Origin of the sequence: Aquimarina atlantica, from assembly GCF_000626715.1 — a bacterium.
Classification (GTDB): domain Bacteria; phylum Bacteroidota; class Bacteroidia; order Flavobacteriales; family Flavobacteriaceae; genus Aquimarina; species Aquimarina atlantica.
Window position 1 is genome coordinate 247904 of the sequence record NZ_AQRA01000002.1, and the last position, 19875, is coordinate 267778.

At 33.9% G+C, this 19875-nt stretch carries 16 protein-coding genes; 8 read left to right on the forward strand and 8 right to left on the reverse strand.

Annotated elements, in window-relative coordinates:
- Nucleotides 1-206: 206 nt before the first annotated feature.
- Both ATO12_RS24630 and ATO12_RS05555 read right to left on the reverse strand, forming a co-directional pair.
- Entirely contained in the window at nt 207-887 is a 681-nt protein-coding gene (locus ATO12_RS24630) for a TerB family tellurite resistance protein (RefSeq protein ID WP_051575635.1), read from the reverse strand.
- 214 nt (nt 888-1101) lie between these two features.
- Entirely contained in the window at nt 1102-1584 is a 483-nt protein-coding gene (locus tag ATO12_RS05555) for a hypothetical protein (protein ID WP_034239899.1), read from the reverse strand.
- A 416-nt stretch (nt 1585-2000) separates the two neighbouring features.
- Here ATO12_RS05555 and ATO12_RS05560 point away from each other — a divergent pair, with 416 nt between their 5' ends.
- Nucleotides 2001-2411, forward strand: a complete 411-nt coding sequence (locus ATO12_RS05560) for a hypothetical protein (protein ID WP_034239901.1) — start codon at nt 2001-2003, stop codon at nt 2409-2411.
- A gap of 69 nt (nt 2412-2480) precedes the next feature.
- On the opposite strand, the gene ATO12_RS05565 is transcribed toward ATO12_RS05560, so the two are convergent.
- Nucleotides 2481-3440 carry an OmpA family protein gene (locus tag ATO12_RS05565; protein ID WP_034239914.1) on the reverse strand — a complete coding sequence of 320 codons (960 nt, stop codon included), beginning with the start codon at nt 3438-3440 and terminating at the stop codon, nt 2481-2483.
- Nucleotides 3441-3648: 208 nt separating this feature from the next.
- A complete protein-coding gene (locus ATO12_RS05570; protein WP_034239916.1) occupies nt 3649-4413 on the reverse strand; it encodes an exodeoxyribonuclease III in 765 nt (254 codons plus the stop codon).
- Between the two features lie 309 nt (nt 4414-4722).
- On the opposite strand from ATO12_RS05570, the gene ATO12_RS05575 reads away from it, so the two are divergent.
- Nucleotides 4723-5091, forward strand: coding sequence for a hypothetical protein (locus tag ATO12_RS05575; RefSeq protein WP_034239918.1), 369 nt, complete (start codon nt 4723-4725; stop codon nt 5089-5091).
- A 4-nt stretch (nt 5092-5095) separates the two neighbouring features.
- Here the strand turns inward: ATO12_RS05575 and ATO12_RS05580 are convergent, their stop codons facing one another.
- The 3 genes from ATO12_RS05580 to ATO12_RS05590 all read right to left on the reverse strand — a co-directional run bounded on the left by ATO12_RS05580 (nt 5096) and on the right by ATO12_RS05590 (nt 10931).
- Entirely contained in the window at nt 5096-8086 is a 2991-nt protein-coding gene (locus tag ATO12_RS05580) for a GEVED domain-containing protein (RefSeq protein WP_034239920.1), read from the reverse strand.
- A 249-nt stretch (nt 8087-8335) separates the two neighbouring features.
- On the reverse strand, nt 8336-9871 hold the full coding sequence (locus ATO12_RS05585) for a glycine--tRNA ligase (protein WP_034239922.1): 1536 nt from the start codon (nt 9869-9871) through the stop codon (nt 8336-8338).
- Nucleotides 9872-10049: 178 nt separating this feature from the next.
- Nucleotides 10050-10931: a hypothetical protein gene (locus ATO12_RS05590; RefSeq protein WP_034239925.1), complete on the reverse strand. Its 882-nt coding sequence runs from the start codon at nt 10929-10931 to the stop codon at nt 10050-10052.
- Nucleotides 10932-11004: 73 nt separating this feature from the next.
- Between ATO12_RS05590 and ATO12_RS05595 the strand changes: the two genes are divergently transcribed.
- Entirely contained in the window at nt 11005-11685 is a 681-nt protein-coding gene (locus tag ATO12_RS05595) for a ComF family protein (protein WP_034239927.1), read from the forward strand.
- A gap of 176 nt (nt 11686-11861) precedes the next feature.
- Nucleotides 11862-13475: an Ig-like domain-containing protein gene (locus ATO12_RS05600; RefSeq protein WP_034239929.1), complete on the forward strand. Its 1614-nt coding sequence runs from the start codon at nt 11862-11864 to the stop codon at nt 13473-13475.
- Here the strand turns inward: ATO12_RS05600 and ATO12_RS05605 are convergent.
- Nucleotides 13467-14249, reverse strand: coding sequence for an amidohydrolase (locus tag ATO12_RS05605; RefSeq protein ID WP_034239931.1), 783 nt, complete (start codon nt 14247-14249; stop codon nt 13467-13469). The two genes, ATO12_RS05600 and ATO12_RS05605, sit on opposite strands and share 9 nt — an antisense overlap.
- A gap of 328 nt (nt 14250-14577) precedes the next feature.
- Here ATO12_RS05605 and ileS point away from each other — a divergent pair, with 328 nt between their 5' ends.
- From ileS to ATO12_RS24635, 4 genes are all read left to right on the forward strand, one after another.
- Entirely contained in the window at nt 14578-17982 is a 3405-nt protein-coding gene (ileS, locus tag ATO12_RS05610; RefSeq protein WP_034239933.1) for an isoleucine--tRNA ligase, read from the forward strand.
- A gap of 5 nt (nt 17983-17987) precedes the next feature.
- The gene (locus tag ATO12_RS05615; protein WP_025664550.1) at nt 17988-18371 is read left to right on the forward strand and encodes a TraR/DksA family transcriptional regulator; all 384 of its coding nucleotides are present in this window, start codon (nt 17988-17990) and stop codon (nt 18369-18371) included.
- A 168-nt stretch (nt 18372-18539) separates the two neighbouring features.
- The gene (locus ATO12_RS05620; protein ID WP_081801976.1) at nt 18540-19073 is read left to right on the forward strand and encodes an RNA polymerase sigma factor; all 534 of its coding nucleotides are present in this window, start codon (nt 18540-18542) and stop codon (nt 19071-19073) included.
- A gap of 5 nt (nt 19074-19078) precedes the next feature.
- Nucleotides 19079-19873 (forward strand): HEAT repeat domain-containing protein, encoded by a 795-nt coding sequence (locus ATO12_RS24635; protein ID WP_051575636.1) that lies wholly within the window; start codon nt 19079-19081, stop codon nt 19871-19873.
- Nucleotides 19874-19875 lie beyond the last annotated feature (2 nt).

Below are 19875 nucleotides of genomic sequence, written 5' to 3' on the forward strand. Positions count from 1 at the left end.
AAATAGATCATCCAATAAAAGCATGCTCCTCTTTAGATGATCTTTGGGTAGGATTGACAACAAAGATATAGGTTTATAACGTCTTATTACTTATTTTTTATTCTTGCTTATCAACAGATTCGATATGAATTTTGTTTAAATACATCACAAAAAAAAACAGCCAACCTAAGGTTAACTGTTTATACTATATCAATGCTAAATTCTTATTAATTCAATTGTTCTTTTTTAATCTTGGTCATATCTTTTTGCATCAGTTTATCGATTAATGTCTGATACATCCCTTTTGGTAATCCACAAGCGATAAGATATTCTTTCATAAGGTTCTCTTCTTCTTTCTCGATAGCTCCATCGGCCAATAGTACTACAGCTGCTTGTGCCAAAATATTAATTAGCGCTTCTGATGATAACTCATTTCGTGCTTCATTAAGAAAATTAAAGACCTGGTTATCCTGGTTGCCTGTAACTTTTACATTTTGATGTATCGCCATTAATTCTTCCTTCATTTCTGGTAATCCTTCTATAGCATCCATGATTTCGCGTTCTTCTTCTGCAGCAAAATCTCCATCGATAATAGACATATGTGTCATCGAAGCTATAAGTGCTTTGGCAAATACTAATTTTGCTCGTTTTTGATTCTCGTTAATCTCATCCTGCGAGCGTTGTAAGATCGTTTTTATATTTTCGTTATAAGCACTCTTGCAGCTATCACATTGATAAAATCGATCTACTACATCCAGTGGAATCATGGGGATAAAAAATAAAGTAAACCATCTGCGATATAGCTTATTTACAAGATTTCCATTATTACAATTTGGACATGAATTTGATAAAACAGGACTTTCACTCACCGTGTGTTTTAGTCCTCTTGTTCCGAAGATAATAAACATAACTATGTAGGTATTTAATGATTTAAGGTATTTTAAAGATACTATAATATTCTAAAACACCTAATAATCAAATTACCATCCTTGTATTACCAAACCGTTTATGGTAAAAATTAAACCTGGAGAAGCAGAAGAGGTTATGTTTTTTGCCAAAATATTGATTTACACCACCTATGACCCAAATTTACTGGAATATAGAAACAGTTCGTGCTATACCTTATTCGCTTTTTTTAGCGATACCGCATTTTCTTCGGATAGTTCTTTCGGCGAGGGCTGCGACATTTCTGGCCCGATCCTCAGAGCCTCCGTCTTTAATAACCTCATTATATACTGTTTTGTTTTCTATAAGACCACGTAGGATACAGGTAAACCCCGGGCTGTCTTTACCTCTATAAGGATTCTTTTTTTTGGGTTTTGCAATCAACTCCCCGAACAAGCGATCTTTTAATATGTTATCTTTTTGGACTTCTACTACTAACGTATATAGGACATTTTGATCTTCTGGATCCATATCATTTACCTTATCCAAGGCATTAGAATATTCATCATTAGTGAAATTAAAATATTCATAGATGTCAAAATAGTTGTTTGCTCCTTTTTCATCCTCCTGCACCTCTTCTTCGCTTTGTATTTCTTCTTCATTTTGGTACTCTTCTTCGCTTTCCTGGCTTACTCCTTTGATCACGGATACTAGTAACATTATAAAAATAGGTAGCCTCTTCATTTGTTCTATAGTTTTAAATTAATTTGGGTATAATAAACGTTTGGCAACGTCCTTTTGTTATCTGTTTTTCTTATTTTTATACTTTTATAACCCGTTGTGCACTTTGATAAAATCCTCTCAATTCGAGTGGCTTTTTGAAAACTGTTTTAGCTCAAAATGCGTAACGGTTTTTTTATATAAAAACAGTGTGCTTTTTCATGATATGCATAATTAAGGATTTTATTTTTTGTTTACTAAAATCTATGGCACGCTTTTTGGTTTTTATCAAATAAAATGCCTATTTTGAGGCAATTTTTAAGGTTATTTTAACAATAAAATAAATTTTATCACGTTCTGATAACCGGTGTAATTAACTTATAAACTATAATACATTATTTTAACACCCAAACATTATGAAAAAATTATTTCTACTTCTATTTGTGCTAGGCGCAGGATTATCAGTTCAGGCTCAAAACACAGACAATTCTGGACAAGATTGGGCAGAAAGCAATATACAATATACAGAGTTATATAGCTTAGCAACGGAAATAGGTAAAAGAACAGATAAAGTTATTGCAAATGACAATGTAATTTCAATCGTAAAGGAAAATGGCACTACTTCTTTTCAAAGAAAAAGAGACATGTCTGTTCCTGTGGAATTTTACGACTTTATACTATTAACTTCAACAGGTAGACGTATTCCTTTAAACAAAGGTCAGACTGAAAAAGTGATTGAGAAATTTCAAAACGTCTTGACAAAAGTAAAAGCTAGTATTGATGTAGATAATACTCAAGCTATTGATGCAATACTTGAAGGCTTATAAAAAATGCTTATTCAAATAAAAAAGCGACCATTTTGGTCGCTTTTTTTATGTCTTATAATTTCTGTACGCTTAGATATCATTCAACAGCTTAGTGATTTCATCTAATTTTGGAGTTAGGATCACTTCGATTCGCCTGTTTTTACTTTTTCCTGTAGGGGTATCATTAGACGCTATAGGAGCGAACTCTCCTCTACCGGCGGCAGTAATGTTTTGCGGGTCAATTTTCTGGTTTTGCAATAAAATATTTACAATCGCAGTTGCTCTCTTGGTAGACAAATCCCAGTTTCCCGATAGCTGTCCGTTACCTGTATAGGGTACATTATCGGTATGTCCTTCGATCAAAACAGCAATATCTGCATTATCGCCTAATACTCTCCCTAATTGTTTTACTGCTTTTTGTCCTTGTGCTCCTACTGCCCAGCTACCAGATTCAAACAATAATTTGTTTTCCATAGAGATATACACTTTACCATTGCGCTCTTCTACAGTAAGGCCTTTGCCTTCAAAATTTCGCAGTGCTTTAGATATTGCACTTTTAAGTGCTTGCATTTTGGCATCTTTGGCTGCAATCAATCCTTCTAATTCATCTACTCGCTTAGAACGAGAAGCGAGGTCTCGCTGTAATGCATCCAAGCGATTACGTTCTTCAGCCAGTGCTCTTTCTTTTTCTTCCAGTTGTTTTAGTAGTTCTCTGTTTTTCTTACTATTGGCTGCAATCGCTGCCGAACTGTTTTTCTCTAATGCATCATACGAGTCTTTTAGGTTTTCATAATTAGCCTGTGCTGCATTATATTTTCCTTGCAAGTCATCTCTCTCGGCTTTTACTTTTTGATATTCGGCATCCAATTGCTCTAATGCCTTTCTGGTGGCATCGCTTGTTTTTTCTAAAGCTGCTAATTCATCTTTGGTTTTACGATGTTCTCGCTTCAAACGAGCATACTTGCTTTCTAATTCTTTGTGTACTTTAGAAGAAACACAAGAAGTCATAAGAATACCTACAAGTATAACAGATACTATTCTTTTTATCATTTTATGTTGTTTATGGGGTTGTTCTTTTTTAGGTTTCTATTCACATTCGAAAAACTTATTCTCGATAGACCACATCTTATAATGCGGTATTATAATTAACTCATTTTTTAATTTATTGATTTTTGAGCAATTTGGTTCACATACAAAAAACCTTCTACATTCAGTATTCGTTAATCAATATTCAGTATTCAATCTTATTAATTAAAATCTATACATCTAATTCGACTACAATAGGGCAGTGGTCGCTATGTTTGGCTTCTGATAGAATAACGGCTCTTTTTAAGTTATCTTGTAAAGGCTGAGATACCATACCATAATCCAAACGCCATCCTTTATTATTCGCTCTGGCATTAGCTCTGTAGCTCCACCAGGAATATTGGTGTGGCTCTGTATTAAAATGCCTAAAAGAATCTATAAAACCACTATCGATAAAATTACCGATCCACTCTCGCTCTACTGGTAAAAATCCTGATACATTTTTATTACGTACCGGATCATGAATATCGATTGCCTTATGACATATATTATAATCTCCTAATATCACCAAATTGGGGTGTTCTTTTTTCAGTTCATTAATATAAGTCTGAAAATCTGCCATATATTTTAGCTTATGCTCCAAACGTTCAATATTCGTACCACTGGGAAGGTATAAACTCATTACCGATACTCCATTAAAATCAGCTCTTAGATTACGACCTTCAAAATCCATATAATCAATCCCGGTACCGTATTCTACATGATCAGGTTTTGTTTTAGAAAGAATAGCTACACCACTATATCCTTTTTTCTGAGCACTATACCAGTAATTATGTGGATATCCGGCTTCTGAAAACAGATCGAGATCCAACTGTTCTTTATTTGCTTTTATTTCCTGAAGACAAATCACATCTGGGTCGGTTTGTTTCAACCATTCTAAAAACCCCTTGTTTATTGCTGCTCTAATTCCGTTTACGTTATAGGAGACGATTTTCATACTCAAAATACTATTTGGTTTACATAATTCAAACAATGTCGTTTAGTTAAGGATAAGATTTAAAATTTCTTGTCACACTGAGCCTGTCGAAGTGCTTTCAAATCTGCTTTTTAAATGTCTTCGACAGGCTCAGACTGACAACTAAAAGCTTAACTTAACGACATTGATAATTCAAATCTACCAATTATTAAAGAAAATAAAGCGTCATATCGATGCATTTTAATCATCAATTATGAATTTAAATTGACGTATAAATCCCATCATATTCTAATAAATTTTTATGATCTTTATAGTAAACAACCACAAATCATGAAAAACATGCTTAAAACCGCCTGCTTACTTTTACTATTTAGTGCATATAATTGTGTTCCCGCCAAAGGTGTAAATTCTGAAAGCGCTACAACTTCAAAAAATGATATTCAAATCTCGACATCAAAAGAAATGATAGCAAAAGGATTTAGCAAAGGTACAATAGTGAGTAGTAAATCTGAAGGGTGCCCTTATATTCTAAATGTTGAAGAATATAAAGATAACCTGGATCCTATTAATCTTGGTGATTTTTATAAAACTGAAATCCCTAAACAAGTTTGGGTAAAATTTTCTAATCTTAGAATGGCAAGTAGATGTAATAATGCCCGCCCGGTTTCTATTACAGAAATCAATATACGTAAAGAGTAAGCATTTATTTTACGATAAACTTGGTAGCATCTGCTTTTCTTTTATTACCAAATCGTGCAAAATAGACTCCCGATCTTGCATAGGACATATCCAGGTCGTATACAAATCTACCATTGGCATCTTTTCTCACTATATTAGAAACAATGACTTGCCCCAGAATATTAAAAATATAAAGTCTCGTTTCGGTTTCTGGGCCAGAGTCTGATTTGGTAATCAAAAATTGGTTGTCTGGTTCTGTAATTACAATCAACCCTGTATTTAACTCTTTATTTTCTCCTATCTCTACGGTATAATCATGGGTCGTTCCAAAATCCATCGAACCACAAGGATTATTAAGAGGAGCTCCGTTATTGGTATTAACATCTCCTGCACGAATCCTGAGCAAATGACTTCCTAACAAGGCTTGACCAGGAATCGAAATAATAAAATCTTGATTAGTATTACCTTTTCTAACAATTCCATTATCAATCAATAGCTCTGATTCTTCAAAAACAACATTATCATTAAAATCGATCCATAAGGATACTCGTTCAGATCCATTAGTATCTGCAAACCCAGTTTGTACGGTTAATCTATAACTTCCTATAAATCGATTTAAATTAATAGTAAAATTATTTGTAAAATCTTTGTATCCCGTAGAATTTACGGTACAATTAATATCAGAATTGGTAACATTAGATAGCTGAAAATAAGTTATTCCATCATTAAACCTAGTACAGTCAGAATTTGGTTTACATAGCAGCCTTTCTATTGTCCTGGTAATAGTATCATTAGCTGTATTTTCATCTGTAGCTAAAACTGTTCCTAATTGAAATTCGAAAGTCCCTCTTCCTGTAATATCTACTAAGGTGGCAAATGTATAACTTACTTCTGTTTGTGGTTGCAGGGTACCTGTAAAAACTTCTTCTACTCTGGTTCCATTATTTAAAGTATAAAAAACCGGAATATTAGTTTGCGAAGTAGAACCATAATTATACAGTGTAACTGTGATTGCTTCTTCAGAAATCGCAATTCCACTATCAGGAGCAGGGGATATTAATTCTCCTACTCCTACATCAATAGGAAACAAATTATTGAGTGTTACCTCACTACAATCATTTTCGGGATTGGTATCTCCTGTTGCATTAGTTTCTGCGGTTATAGTATACACTCTTTCTGTACTAAGATCTGCATTGGTAGCAAATGAAAAAGAAGCTGTTCCTAACGGTGCTATAGGGCCTGCTAACAGTTCACTAACTGCGGGTCCTCCATTAATAGAATATGTAACCTGGATATTACTTTGAGCTGTAGATCCAAAATTCTTAACGGTTACGGTAATATTTTCAGCATTAGTAAAAGTGGCATCACCTCCTGGCGTGTCTATACTTACTACTCCTACATCGGTTGTAACCGCGTCGGCCACTTTAAAAACTCCTACAACATTTCTTGCGTTGTTTCCTGTATTTTCAAAATATTCTGCAATGTGCCAAAATGTTTGATCATCAACAGGATCTACGGTAAGTTGTGCATAATCTCCGTATCGATCTGGATTTCCTTCGCGTTGTATATCGGTTCCGATCTTAATATCTTGTTCTGCTATGGTCATCATTCCTAATGGATCCCCTGCAAGTCTACCAGTATATCGAATTGAAGCATAACTATCTGCACTCGCCCCGGTACTGGTTGTACCCATTGTCGTATATCCCATACCAATATTACCATAAATATCCATAGCCATACTCCCACACCAGGCACTTTTACCATCGGGAGAAAAATAAGTTCCTTCCTGAAATACGGTCCAGGGTTGATCATCTCCGCTTTGTCGTAGTTCATACCAGCGTATTCCTGCTACATCATCTGCATCTGCATCTACGTCTACTACATGATTAAGCACTACAGCGTTATAATTACAAAACCTCCTATAATTACTGGCAAACATAACTGCACCTTGCAATGCATCAATATCTCGATCACTACCGGGTTGCGGTAAATTACTAAAAGATCCACCATCAAAAGTAGAGTCAAAAATTGTTACTGCAATCTCCTCTGCTTCAGCAATTGTTGATTGACTGGGAGAAATCCAGTTTACATCAATTTTCCACAATTTTAACATATCCTGATCCACACCTTCCCATTCATCATCCTGAAAATAAATAATTCTGGCATCACCATCGGGAGGTAATGTTTTTCCTATAGCATTAAACCCTGCTGGGCTATAAAACCCGCCTATTCTAGCTCCAGGAAGTGGAAATCCTACCATTTTCACATTTTCTTTTCCTAATAGCATTTTTTCTCTTTCGATTACAAATACAATCTCGCTGGTTTGTACCGAATTCTGATCTTTATTAGCTGTTACATAATATCCATCTGACCAAATTGAAAATTTTGTATAATCAGGAAATCCTTCTGTATTAAATCGATAGGTATACCACCCATCATTTACAGGATCTGGCCCCTGGCCTACAGCAACTAAAAATCCGTTTGGAGTATTTGAAAACTGAGTGATTACAAATCGATCTGCAAAACTATCATAAAATACAATTGGATCTCCAAGGGTCTCCCCCGGAAATATATTGGCTAATGATGACGAAGGTACTAACTCATTACCACTTCTATCGTGTATTGCAAAAGCAAAGTTTTTGGCACTTACATAATGATTAGGCCCTATAGCTCCTGTAGGATCAGAAGGAGCTCTATTACTAGAATTTGCCTCGAATGTAAGAGAAGGAGCTTTACCAGCTCTCATCACCTGATTGCTCTTTTGTTTGGCAAGTAAAGGATCCATTCCTTTGGGAAGACCTTTTCCCGGAACAATTTTATTGGCATCTGTTCTTCTAGGGTTAATCTTACCATCTCTTGGTTTACCAGGTAATAGTTTTTTTCCTGCCAATGGTCCTATTGCCCTCATATAAGCAGCAGTAGTTACCATACTGGCATTCATGGTTTCTTTCTTTTGTGAAAATCCAATGGTAACAAAAAACAAAAAGGAAACTACTACAATTTTCTTTAATAGCATAAGCAATAATTTATATTAAGACCTGGCTCTTTACCTAGAGACTAAAATACAACTAAACTTCAAAATATGACAGCCATAAGACACTTTATCCTAAGTATTGATAAAAAAACGGTTAATTTTAAAAAAAATTATTAATAATCATCAATGATTATACTGTATTCATGTTTTTATTAAAAAAGTTTAAATCACTTCAATAAAAAAAGCCGCCTCTTGATGAGGCAGCTTTACCAGGGAAAACTTATCCCAAAATTATTTTAACCAATACTCGGCATCTGTTTTTTCAGAAATAATGGCTTTAAGCTCTGTAATCGCCACTCGTTTCTGTTCCATAGTATCTCGATCTCGTATAGTAACTGTATTGTCTTTTACAGTATCGTGATCTATTGTAATACAAAATGGAGTACCATTGGCATCTTGTCTTCTGTATCGACGTCCAATAGCATCTTTTTCGTCATAAATCACATTAAATTTCCATTTTAGATCATCGACAATCTGCTCTGCAATCTCTGGCAAACCATCTTTTTTAACCAAAGGAAGTATTGCAGCTTTTACAGGAGCAACAACTGCTGGTAATTTTAATACCACTCTACTGGTTCCATCTTCTAATTCTTCATCTTGTAATGCGGTAGAGAATACAGCAAGAAACATTCTATCTAATCCAACCGAAGTCTCGACAACATAAGGAACATAACTTTCTTTTAACTCGGGATCAAAAAACTGTAATTTTTTACCTGAGTATTCTTCATGAGCTTTAAGATCAAAATCTGTTCTGGAGTGAATTCCTTCTAATTCTTTAAATCCAAATGGGAAATTAAACTCAATATCAGCTGCTGCATTTGCATAATGTGCTAATTTATCGTGATCATGAAAACGATAATTATCTTTACCCAATCCTAGTGATAAATGCCAATGTAATCGGGTTTCTTTCCAGTATTCATACCATTTCATTTCTTCACCTGGACGTACGAAGAATTGCATTTCCATTTGTTCAAATTCTCGCATTCTAAAAATAAACTGGCGTGCTACGATCTCATTTCTAAATGCTTTTCCGGTTTGAGCAATCCCAAACGGTATTTTCATTCGTCCTGTTTTCTGAACATTCAGGAAATTCACAAAAATACCCTGAGCAGTTTCTGGTCTTAAGAACAAATCGGTAGCAGACTCTGCAGATGCTCCCAGCTTAGTACCAAACATTAGGTTAAACTGTCGCACTTCTGTCCAGTTTTTAGAACCAGTATCGGGATCAGCAATTTCTAATTCTTCTATTAGTGCTTTTACATCTGCAAGATCTTCGTTATCCAAAGATTTTGCCATACGCTGTAAAACCTCTTCTTTTTTAGAAAGGTATTTTACTACTCTTGGATTAGTAGATACAAATTGAGCTTCATCAAAATCATCTCCAAAGCGTTTTTTGGCTTTAGCGATTTCTTTTTGAGCTTTTTGATTAAGTTTCTCTGCATAATCCTCGATAAGCACATCGGCTCTATATCTCTTTTTAGAATCTTTATTATCAATAAGTGGATCACTAAAGGCATCTACATGACCCGAAGCTTTCCAGGTTGTAGGATGCATAAATATTGCAGCATCAAGACCAACAATATTCTGGTGCATATTCACCATGCTTTTCCACCAATATTCTCTAATATTTTTTTTAAGCTCTACTCCATTTTGACCATAATCATATACTGCACTTAGTCCATCATAAATTTCACTAGAACCAAAAATATACCCATACTCCTTAGCGTGGGCAATAACCTTTTTAAATTTATCTTCTTGCTTTGCCATTGCGCAAAAATAACTGAATTTAAATGAATTGAAAACGAATCTGATTTTGTTTTTTATAAAATCTTTATCTGTTGCTAATGCAAGGATCGCTTATCGAAAGTAATTTCTGACAAAAGCATAAAAAAACCGTCATATTTTAAGTAATATGACGGTTTTTAAAATTTTATTTCGAAAAAAATTATCTTAGTTCAAACTGAGTATTTGAGATCATTTTTGGTCCAGAGAATACATTTACGATATAGTTCCCCTTCACTAACTCTCCTTCTGCTGCATCTACCAATACACAAACATCTAATGCTTCATTCTCATAGAATACTTTATTAGTCCCACTATAAGTAAGTGTTGCATTATCAAAGTTTACAGCTATTTTATCTCCTATCAAAACATTACTAGGATTAACCACCTGTACATAAAGATTTTTATCTCCCTTTTCTGTTAATTTATTAGGTGCAAGTGTAAAACAAACTCTTACTTTTTCTGCTCTGCTTGCTTTAGAAGTAGTTGATATTTTACCACTGTTACGTACACGTACTCCTTCTGCTTTGATATTTGCTGCCGTAAGTGCCGAACCTCTTTCTACGATTTCTGCCAGTTTACTGTTTTGAGTCTGTAGAGAATCTGATAAGATTATTCTTTTATTTAATGCAACAGAAGTACTATCCAAATCTGTAGCTAATTGTGTATTTGCAACGGTTAAACTATCTGCCAGTTTAAACAATCTTTCACGTTCTTTTTTAAGTTTACCTACTTCTCTTCTGTAACGAGAAATCAATGCTAAATTAGCTTCATTATCCTTTACACTATCTAATAGAACTACAATACGTTCTTTTGCCTTAAGTAAATGATCATCCATTACTTCATTAAGAGCAATAGCATTGTCATACTTTGTTATCAATTCTCCTAATTCACTTTCAATAAGATCCTTTTCTTGTTGCAAAATTGCTTTATTTTGCTTCTCTTCGTTGTAAAACTTATACGTAAATATCCCTAGAATAAGCAACAGTGCTCCTAGAACACCAATAAGGATCTTAAGGGTTAAGTTATTGTTTTGAGTTGTCATAATTAAGATTTATAATTTTTGATGGTTATTTTAATAGCTAAATATAATAATTAATGTTAATCTCCCTAATAAAATGCTAAGAGACTTAGCGTATTTATTCTACCCTATATATTGTGCTGCCTGTGACAGCCCTTTATATGCTAATGAAAGGCTACTGTGTACTTCATGTAGACATGAGCTTCCTTTGGGCAATTTTCATAACGTAAACGCAAAAAAAATTGAAAAAGTATTTTATGGTCGTGCCAAAATTGAAAATGCTACTGCTTTATTTGTATTTCATAAAGATAGTTTAGTACAAAATCTAATTCATAATCTAAAGTATCGCGGAAGAGAAGAAATAGGAAAAGAACTGGGTAAATGGCTTGGCCAAGAGCTAATTCAAAAACCTGAATACCAACTTATTGATTCTGTAATACCAGTCCCCTTACACAAAAGAAGATTACAGGAAAGAGGATATAACCAAGTAGAAAAATTCGGAGTTGAAATTGCCAAAAAACTAAATGCCGAATATGTCGATTCTGTTTTGAAAAAAATTTCCTACAATAAAAAACAATCCAAACGTGGAAGAATTAACAGATGGACAAATACTGTTGAAACATTTGGAGTTCAAAATGAGTCTTTACTTGTAAATAAACATATTTTGTTGGTTGATGATATTGTTACGACAGGAGCCACCATAGAATCTTGTGTAAATGCATTAAAATCTATTCCCGGTATCAAAATAAGTGTCGCTACAATGGCTATCACAGAATAATGAGAATAAGGCTTGAGTACTAAATAACATCGATGAATCTTGTTATACAGGCGAGATTGATTCAACATACTTCTATTTATAAGTCAATTTTGAATTAGCTGTTAAATAGACTTTTATTAAGTTTTTTGTTTTTTAAATATAGTTGTTTCTTTGTGTCCTAAAATTATTGCGGAGATATGAGCAAAAGAATACATATGATATTGCTTACCTTGGTATCACTTGTCATCGTGATTAGTTGTGCCAAAAAAGGTTCTATAACCGGTGGTCCCAAAGATGAGACTCCTCCGGTTTTTATAAAAGCTATGCCTCCCAATTTCTCTACAAATTTCGACAAAAAAGAGATAAGAATCTATTTTGATGAATATGTAAAATTAAAAGATCCTCAAAAACAAATTATCGTTTCTCCTCCTATGGATCCTAAACCAACTATTACTCCTTTGGGAGGAGCTAGTAAGTATATAAAAATTAAATTTCTCGATACCTTATTAGAAAACACAACCTACAGCATTAATTTTGGCGAAAGCGTCGTAGATAATAACGAAGAAAACCCTAATCCTTTTTTTAGGTATGTTTTTTCTACAGGAGATTTTCTCGATTCATTAAGTATAAAAGGTACTGTTGGTGATGCTATTCAAAAAAAGGCTGATTCTTATATTACGATAGCGTTGTACGAAATTGATGAAAACTACTCTGATTCACTAGTATACAAAACTGTTCCGAGATATATTACTAATACCTTAGATAGTCTAGCTTTTAGTTTGCATAATCTGAAAGAAGGAAAATTTAAACTCATTGCACTAAAAGATATTTCTAATAACTATACCTATGAGCCTAAACAGGATAAAATAGGGTTTTATGAAGAGATCATATCACTTCCTGAAGATACTGCCAAAGTTTTTAACCTTAACATATTTAAAGAAGTGTTGGATTTTAAGGCACTAAATCCTAAACAAGTCTCAAAAAACAAATTTATTTTTCCATATGAAGGTGAAATAGACAGCATGAAAATTAAGTTGCTAAGTGAAGCACCAGATACATTTGAAACCCGAATCTTTCCTGATAAAGATAAAGACACATTGCATTACTGGTTTAGACCGTTTTTTGAAGCCGATTCTCTGGTATTTGAAGTAACTAATACTAAAAAATATCGAGATACTGTACTTACCCGGTTTAAAGATCAGTATAAGGATTCTCTTGTAGTATCCTCTGATATTGGAGCTACGCTTCCACTTAATGAAGATTTTGTTTTTACCGCAAATACTGCTCTGGATAGCATTAATGAACAATTAATTTCTCTAACCGATAAGGATACACTCGAAGTTCCTTTTTCTATTAAACTAGATACTGCAAAAAATGAAGCAAAGCTAGCTTTTGAAAAAGCCGAGAGTAATGCTTATACTTTACAGTTTTTACCAAATGCTATTAGAGATTTCACAGGTAACGTTAATGATACCATAAAAATCAATTTCAGAACAAAGAAATTAACAGATTACGGAACCATTTTCTTAACACTTGAGAAAGTAGAAGCTTATCCTATTCTGGTTCAAGTCACTAATGAACAAGAAGAAGTGATTTCAGAAAAAATTGTAAACAGCCAGGAAACTTTGGTTTTTGATTACCTCGACCCGTCTAAATATTATATCAGAATCGTTTTTGATCGTAATAATAATGGTAAATGGGACAGCGGTAATTTTTTAAAAGGAATACAACCCGAAGAAATCCGTTACTTTGAAGAACCCATTGATGTTAGAGCTAATTGGGAAATAAAGCAAACCTTTACATTAGATTAATTTAAAATCATCCTTATCGTCGAGAAAAGGTAATTTACTTCTTATTTTTTTGACATGAGACATGTCTAATGTTGCGTATAAAATAGCTTCTCTCTCAACAGGATTTTCTTCTAAAACCGAATTTCCTAACACATCATACACTCCAGAATGCCCATTATATTCATATCCTTTACCATCTAGACCCACGCGATTTACCCCGATACAATAACACATATTTTCAATAGCTCTGGCTTTTAGCAATGCATCCCATGCATTAATACGAGGTTTTGGCCAACTGGCAACATACAATAATACATCATATCCCGAAGTATTTCTCGCCCATACCGGAAACCTGAGATCATAACAAATTAATGGTTTAATTTTCCAACCTTTATATTCTATAATTACATCTTTTTGCCCTGCAGTAAAGACTTCTTGCTCTTTGGCTAATGTAAATAGCTGATGTTTATCGTATACCTCACAGGTACCATCGGGAAACATAAAAACCAATCGATTATAGTAGTTTCCTTTTTCTTCAATAATACTACTACCTGCAATTGCACAATCAGCCGATTTGGCCATTTTTTCTAACCATTGCACCGTATCTTCACTCATTTTTTCTGCTACTTCTATAGCATTCATTGTAAATCCTGTAGTAAACATTTCGGGTAAAATAATGAGATCTACTTTCTGGGATATCGAATTTATTTTTTGAGTAAAAGCTGCACGATTCTGTACTGGGTTTTCCCATGCCAGATGCGATTGGATTAATGCGATATCGAGAGTTTCTTTCATCTATTTATACTGTATTTAGAGATCAGATTTGTACAGAATAGATCTGTACAAATCACTTGCAATTATTTCATCGCCTAAAAATACTAAAATCTAATCGCTGGCAAATGATTTTAAAAAGAGATCTCATTATTCGGTATTATATAATTGTTTCTTTCAAAATTAATTTCAGTAGTACCAAATGTATTTTCGATAAAAATTCAATGAAAAATTGAATTCTTTGTTAAAAAATCATATTTACCTAACAATTATTTCATATCACATCCCAAATTCATCCTTCTTTTTTCCAGAAAATCCTTATTTTCGCACACTTAATAGAAAGAACGATCAAATGAGCACGAAGTTTCCTGAATATAAAGGACTTGACTTACCTAAAGTAGCCGACGAAATACTGGATTTCTGGCAACAGAATACCATATTTGAAAAAAGTATTAGTGAACGAGATGGAGCAAAACCGTTTATCTTTTTTGAAGGGCCTCCTTCTGCAAATGGGTTACCGGGAATTCATCATGTAATGGCTCGTGCGATTAAAGATATTTTTTGTCGATATAAAACACAAAAAGGATACCAGGTACAACGTAAAGCCGGGTGGGATACACACGGACTACCGATAGAACTTGGTGTAGAAAAAGAATTAGGAATTACCAAAGAAGATATTGGTAAAAAAATCACTATAGAAGAGTATAATGAAGCTTGTAAAAAAGCCGTAATGCGTTATACTGATATCTGGAATGATCTTACACAAAAAATAGGATATTGGGTAGATATGGACGATCCATATATCACCTATAAATCTAAATATATGGAAAGTGTATGGTGGTTACTTTCTCAGATCTATAAAAAAGGATTATTATATAAAGGGTATACAATACAACCGTACTCTCCCAAAGCAGGTACAGGACTAAGCTCGCACGAACTTAATCAACCAGGTACATATCAAGATGTTACCGATACCACAGTTGTAGCGCAATTTAAAGCTAAAAAAGAAACATTACCTTCATTTTTGCAGGAGATAGAAGAAGCGATTTACTTTTTGGCCTGGACGACAACTCCATGGACCCTTCCTTCGAATACAGCATTAACAGTAGGTCCTAAAATTGATTATGTAGTTGTAAAAACATTTAATCAATATACTTTTGAGCCGATTCATGTTGTCCTTGCAAAAAATTTGGTAGGAAAGCAATTTGCCGGCAAATTTGTGCAGGCAGAAACTATAGAAGAACTTAACACTTTCAAAGAAGGAGATAAAAAGATTCCTTATTTCATTTTAAAAGGGTGCAAAGGAGCAGATTTGGTCGATATTAGATATGAGCAACTTATAGATTATGTACAACCTTATCATAATCCAGAGAATGCTTTTAGAATTATTGCTGGTGATTTTGTAACTACCGAAGACGGAACCGGGATAGTACATACTTCACCAACTTTTGGTGCCGACGATGCTTTTGTTGCAAAACAAGCAAAGCCCGAAGTACCTGCATTATTAGTAATGGATGAAAATGATAATCTTGTACCAACTGTAGATTTACAAGGACGATTTATCTCACAAATGGGTGATTTGGGCGGTAAATACGTTAAAAATGAATATTATGATGATGGTGAAGCTCCAGAGAAATCTGTAGATGTAGAAATAGCCATTAAACTAAAAATAGAAAATAAAGCTTTTAAAGTCGAAAAATACGTACACAGTTATCCAAATTGCTGGCGTACCGATAAACCTGTCTTATATTATCCTTTAGACTCATGGTTTATCAAAGTAACCGATTTTAAAGATCGTATGCATGAACTTAATTTGGGTATTAACTGGAAACCTAAAGCAACAGGTGAAGGCCGTTTTGGTAACTGGTTGGCTAATGCTAATGACTGGAACTTATCTCGATCTAGATTCTGGGGAGTTCCATTACCAATTTGGAGAACAGAAGATGGCAAAGAAGAACTTATCATTGGCTCTGTCGAAGAATTAAAAGCCGAAATGACTAAGGCTGTTAATGCAGGAGTACTCGATAAAGATATATTCTCAGATTTTGTTGTTGGCGATATGAGTGAAGAGAACTATGACAAAATTGATCTTCATAAAAATGTAGTAGACCAAATTACCCTGATATCCTCTTCGGGAAAACCAATGAAACGTGAGAGCGATCTTATCGATGTATGGTTTGACTCTGGATCAATGCCATATGCACAATGGCATTATCCTTTTGAGAATAAGGAAAAGGTAGAAGCAGGAGGAAGAAAAGCCGATTTTATTGCCGAAGGAGTAGATCAAACTCGTGGATGGTTCTATACACTACATGCTATAGGAACCATGATCTTTGATGATGTTGCCTATAAAAATGTAGTATCTAATGGTCTTGTACTAGATAAAAACGGCCAGAAAATGTCTAAAAGACTTGGTAATGCAGCAGATCCTTTCGAGACGTTAAAAACTTTTGGACCAGACGCTACCCGATGGTATATGATTAGTAATGCCAATCCCTGGGATAACTTGAAATTTGATTCTGAAGGAATTGCAGAGGTTAGACGTAAGTTTTTTGGCACACTATATAATACGTACTCATTCTTCACTTTATATGCTAATATCGACAATTTCACTTATGCTGAAGCAGATATTCCATTAGCAGAACGCCCAGAGATTGATCGTTGGATTCTAAGTGAACTACATACCTTGATCAAAAATGTAGATACCTATTATAATGATTACGAACCTACCAAGGCAACCAGAGCGATCTCTGATTTTGTTCAGGAAAATCTAAGTAACTGGTTTGTACGTCTAAGCAGAAGAAGATACTGGAAAGGCGATTATCAAAAAGATAAAGTTTCTGCTTATCAAACATTATATACCTGTATGCTTACGATTGCTAAATTAGGAGCACCGGTAGCACCATTTTTTATGGATCGATTATATAAAGATTTGATAACCGGAACCAAAAAAGAAACTTTCGAAAGTGTTCATTTGGCACATTTTCCTGAGTATAATCAGGATTTTGTAGATACATCTTTAGAACACAAGATGCAAAAAGCCCAGACTATATCTTCTTTGGTACTTTCTCTTCGTCAAAAAGAAAAAATCAAAGTTCGACAGCCATTACAACGTATCATGATTCCTGTGCTAAATGAAGCAGAAAAGAATGAAATCAATGACATTGCTGGTCTTATAAAAAGTGAAGTTAATGTTAAAGAAATAGAGCTTATAGATGATGCATCAGGTATTCTGGTAAAGCAAATTAAACCAAATTTTAAAACATTAGGCCCTCGCTTTGGTAAAGATATGAAACTGATTGCCAATAAGATACAGTCTTTCGATCAAGAAATTATTAAAATTCTTGAACAAACAGGGCATTTTGATATAGAAATTAATGATAAAATTATTACATTGGGTACCGATGATGTAGAAATAAGCTCTCAGGATATTGAAGGTTGGTTAGTAGCAAATTCTGGAGCTTTGACTGTAGCATTGGATGTAACGATAAGTCCTGAGCTTAAAAAAGAAGGAATCGCCAGAGAACTTATAAATCGTATTCAAAACATTCGTAAAGATAGTGGTCTTGAGGTGACTGATAAGATAAAAATTGTTTTTCAGGAAAATGAGGCCATTCAAGAAGCTATCGCCACTAATGAGAATTATATTAAAAATGAAACCTTAACCGAGACAATTGAATTTGCATCAGATGTAATAAATGGTACAGAAATTGCGTTTGACGACATTGCAACCCAATTGATAATAAAAAAACATTAAGAAGTATGGCAGAAGATATCAAAGTAAGGTACAGCGACGCTGATTTAGCGATGTTTAAGGAAATCATCGTAGAGAAAATGGAAAAAGCACAGAAAGATTTGGAATTACTTAGAAGTGCTTATAAAAATGATGGAAATAACGGTACAGATGACACTTCACCAACGTTTAAGGCATTTGAAGAAGGAAGTGAAACCATGTCTAAAGAAGCTAACACACAACTTGCTATTAGACAAGAAAAATTTGTACGCGATTTAAAGAATGCTTTATTACGTATCGAAAACAAAACATATGGAATTTGTCGTGTAACAGGAAAATTAATTAATCCTGATCGATTAAAACTGGTTCCGCATGCTACGTTAAGTATCGAAGCAAAAAATATGCAGAGTTAAAAACAAACAAATAATCTATAATTATAGATTTGACCTCACCGGTTTTTAAACCAGTGAGGTCTTTTTTTTATCTTATATTAAATTCTTTTACAATTTATTTAATATTAAATGTAACCTTTTTTAAAAAACAAGGTATTAGTAATAGAAACCAACCAAAAGAGTAACATCTTGAAAAATCTAACTGACGAAGAATTAATGATTCTGGTATCCAATGGCAACCTGGATGTAATGAGTATCCTTTTTGAAAGATACCATATCAAAATCTTTAATTTCTTATTAAAAATGACGAGAGATCGAGAGATCAGCCAGGACATTACACAGGAAGTTTTCTATAAGGCGATTAAATATAGATCCTCTTATAAAAAAGGAAAATTTTCATCATGGATCTATACGATTGCCAGAAATATATTTAGCGATCATTATCAAAGTCAAAAAACAGTCGCTCAGCGTTTTGAAAATATTGAATATAAAATAGAGCAAAAAGAACAAGATCATATTGAAATAAAAGAGACTAGTGAAGAATTATACCGAGCATTAAATCAACTTAGTAAAACCGATAAAGAGCTCGTTGTTATGAATCGATATCAAGGAATAAAATACCAGGAAATAGCCGAGATTACAGGCTCTACAGCAGGTGCTGTAAAAACCAAAGTGCATCGGGCTATCCATAAATTAAAAGATCATTATTTACAAAACATATAATAGTTATGAACTGTAAAGACATACAAAATCAACTGATCGATTATATAGATCATAATCTGGATCAGGAAACACATCAAAAGATAGAAGCACATCTCAAAAATTGTAAACAGTGCAAAACAGCCTTACAAGAACTTCAAACCGTTTTTGAAGCTATACAGGATACTTCTTCTCAGGAACTTCCGGATCAAAGTTTACAAATGAACTTTGAAGAAATGTTGAGAAAAGAAAAAGAGATCCTTAACGATCCCAAGATTGTATCCTTAAATCCAAAAACCAAAAGTTCATGGAAAACAGCTTTACAGATCGCTGCGACCATTGCACTTGTTTTTTCAGGGTATTTCTACGGAAAACTAGAAAACACCGCATCACTTTCTGAGGAAATGGCGGTATTAGAAAAAGAAAAATATCAAATGAAGCAAACAATGACCATTTCTTTAATAGAAAATGAATCTGCGAGCAAACGCCTACAAGCCGTAAACTATGCAGAGGAATTTGAAAAACCCGGAAATGATATCCTAAATGCTTTAATCAATAAAATGCATTATGACGATCATAGCAATGTGCGATTAGCTGCAGCAGAAGCACTGGCAAAATTTTCGGATGCTGAGATGGTTCGTAAAGCATTAATCAATGCCTTGGATATTGAACAAGATCCAGGTATACAAATTGAATTAATTCAAATATTAGTTTCCATTCAGGAAAAACGCGCAGTTCCTTCTATGGAAAAATTACTTCAGAATGAAGAAACACCCGATTATGTAAAAGATCAGGTAAAAATCGGATTACCAAATTTAATTTAAAA

Coding starts and splice junctions, on each gene's coding strand:
- ATO12_RS24630 (WP_051575635.1), bottom strand. CDS start 887: ATGTTTATTATCTTCGGAACAAGAGGACTAAAACACACGGTGAGTGAA.
- ATO12_RS05555 (WP_034239899.1), bottom strand. CDS start 1,584: ATGTTACTAGTATCCGTGATCAAAGGAGTAAGCCAGGAAAGCGAAGAA.
- ATO12_RS05560 (WP_034239901.1), top strand. CDS start 2,001: ATGAAAAAATTATTTCTACTTCTATTTGTGCTAGGCGCAGGATTATCA.
- ATO12_RS05565 (WP_034239914.1), bottom strand. CDS start 3,440: ATGATAAAAAGAATAGTATCTGTTATACTTGTAGGTATTCTTATGACT.
- ATO12_RS05570 (WP_034239916.1), bottom strand. CDS start 4,413: ATGAAAATCGTCTCCTATAACGTAAACGGAATTAGAGCAGCAATAAAC.
- ATO12_RS05575 (WP_034239918.1), top strand. CDS start 4,723: ATGAAAAACATGCTTAAAACCGCCTGCTTACTTTTACTATTTAGTGCA.
- ATO12_RS05580 (WP_034239920.1), bottom strand. CDS start 8,086: ATGCTATTAAAGAAAATTGTAGTAGTTTCCTTTTTGTTTTTTGTTACC.
- ATO12_RS05585 (WP_034239922.1), bottom strand. CDS start 9,871: ATGGCAAAGCAAGAAGATAAATTTAAAAAGGTTATTGCCCACGCTAAG.
- ATO12_RS05590 (WP_034239925.1), bottom strand. CDS start 10,931: ATGACAACTCAAAACAATAACTTAACCCTTAAGATCCTTATTGGTGTT.
- ATO12_RS05595 (WP_034239927.1), top strand. CDS start 11,005: ATGCTAAGAGACTTAGCGTATTTATTCTACCCTATATATTGTGCTGCC.
- ATO12_RS05600 (WP_034239929.1), top strand. CDS start 11,862: ATGAGCAAAAGAATACATATGATATTGCTTACCTTGGTATCACTTGTC.
- ATO12_RS05605 (WP_034239931.1), bottom strand. CDS start 14,249: ATGAAAGAAACTCTCGATATCGCATTAATCCAATCGCATCTGGCATGG.
- ileS (WP_034239933.1), top strand. CDS start 14,578: ATGAGCACGAAGTTTCCTGAATATAAAGGACTTGACTTACCTAAAGTA.
- ATO12_RS05615 (WP_025664550.1), top strand. CDS start 17,988: ATGGCAGAAGATATCAAAGTAAGGTACAGCGACGCTGATTTAGCGATG.
- ATO12_RS24635 (WP_051575636.1), top strand. CDS start 19,079: ATGAACTGTAAAGACATACAAAATCAACTGATCGATTATATAGATCAT.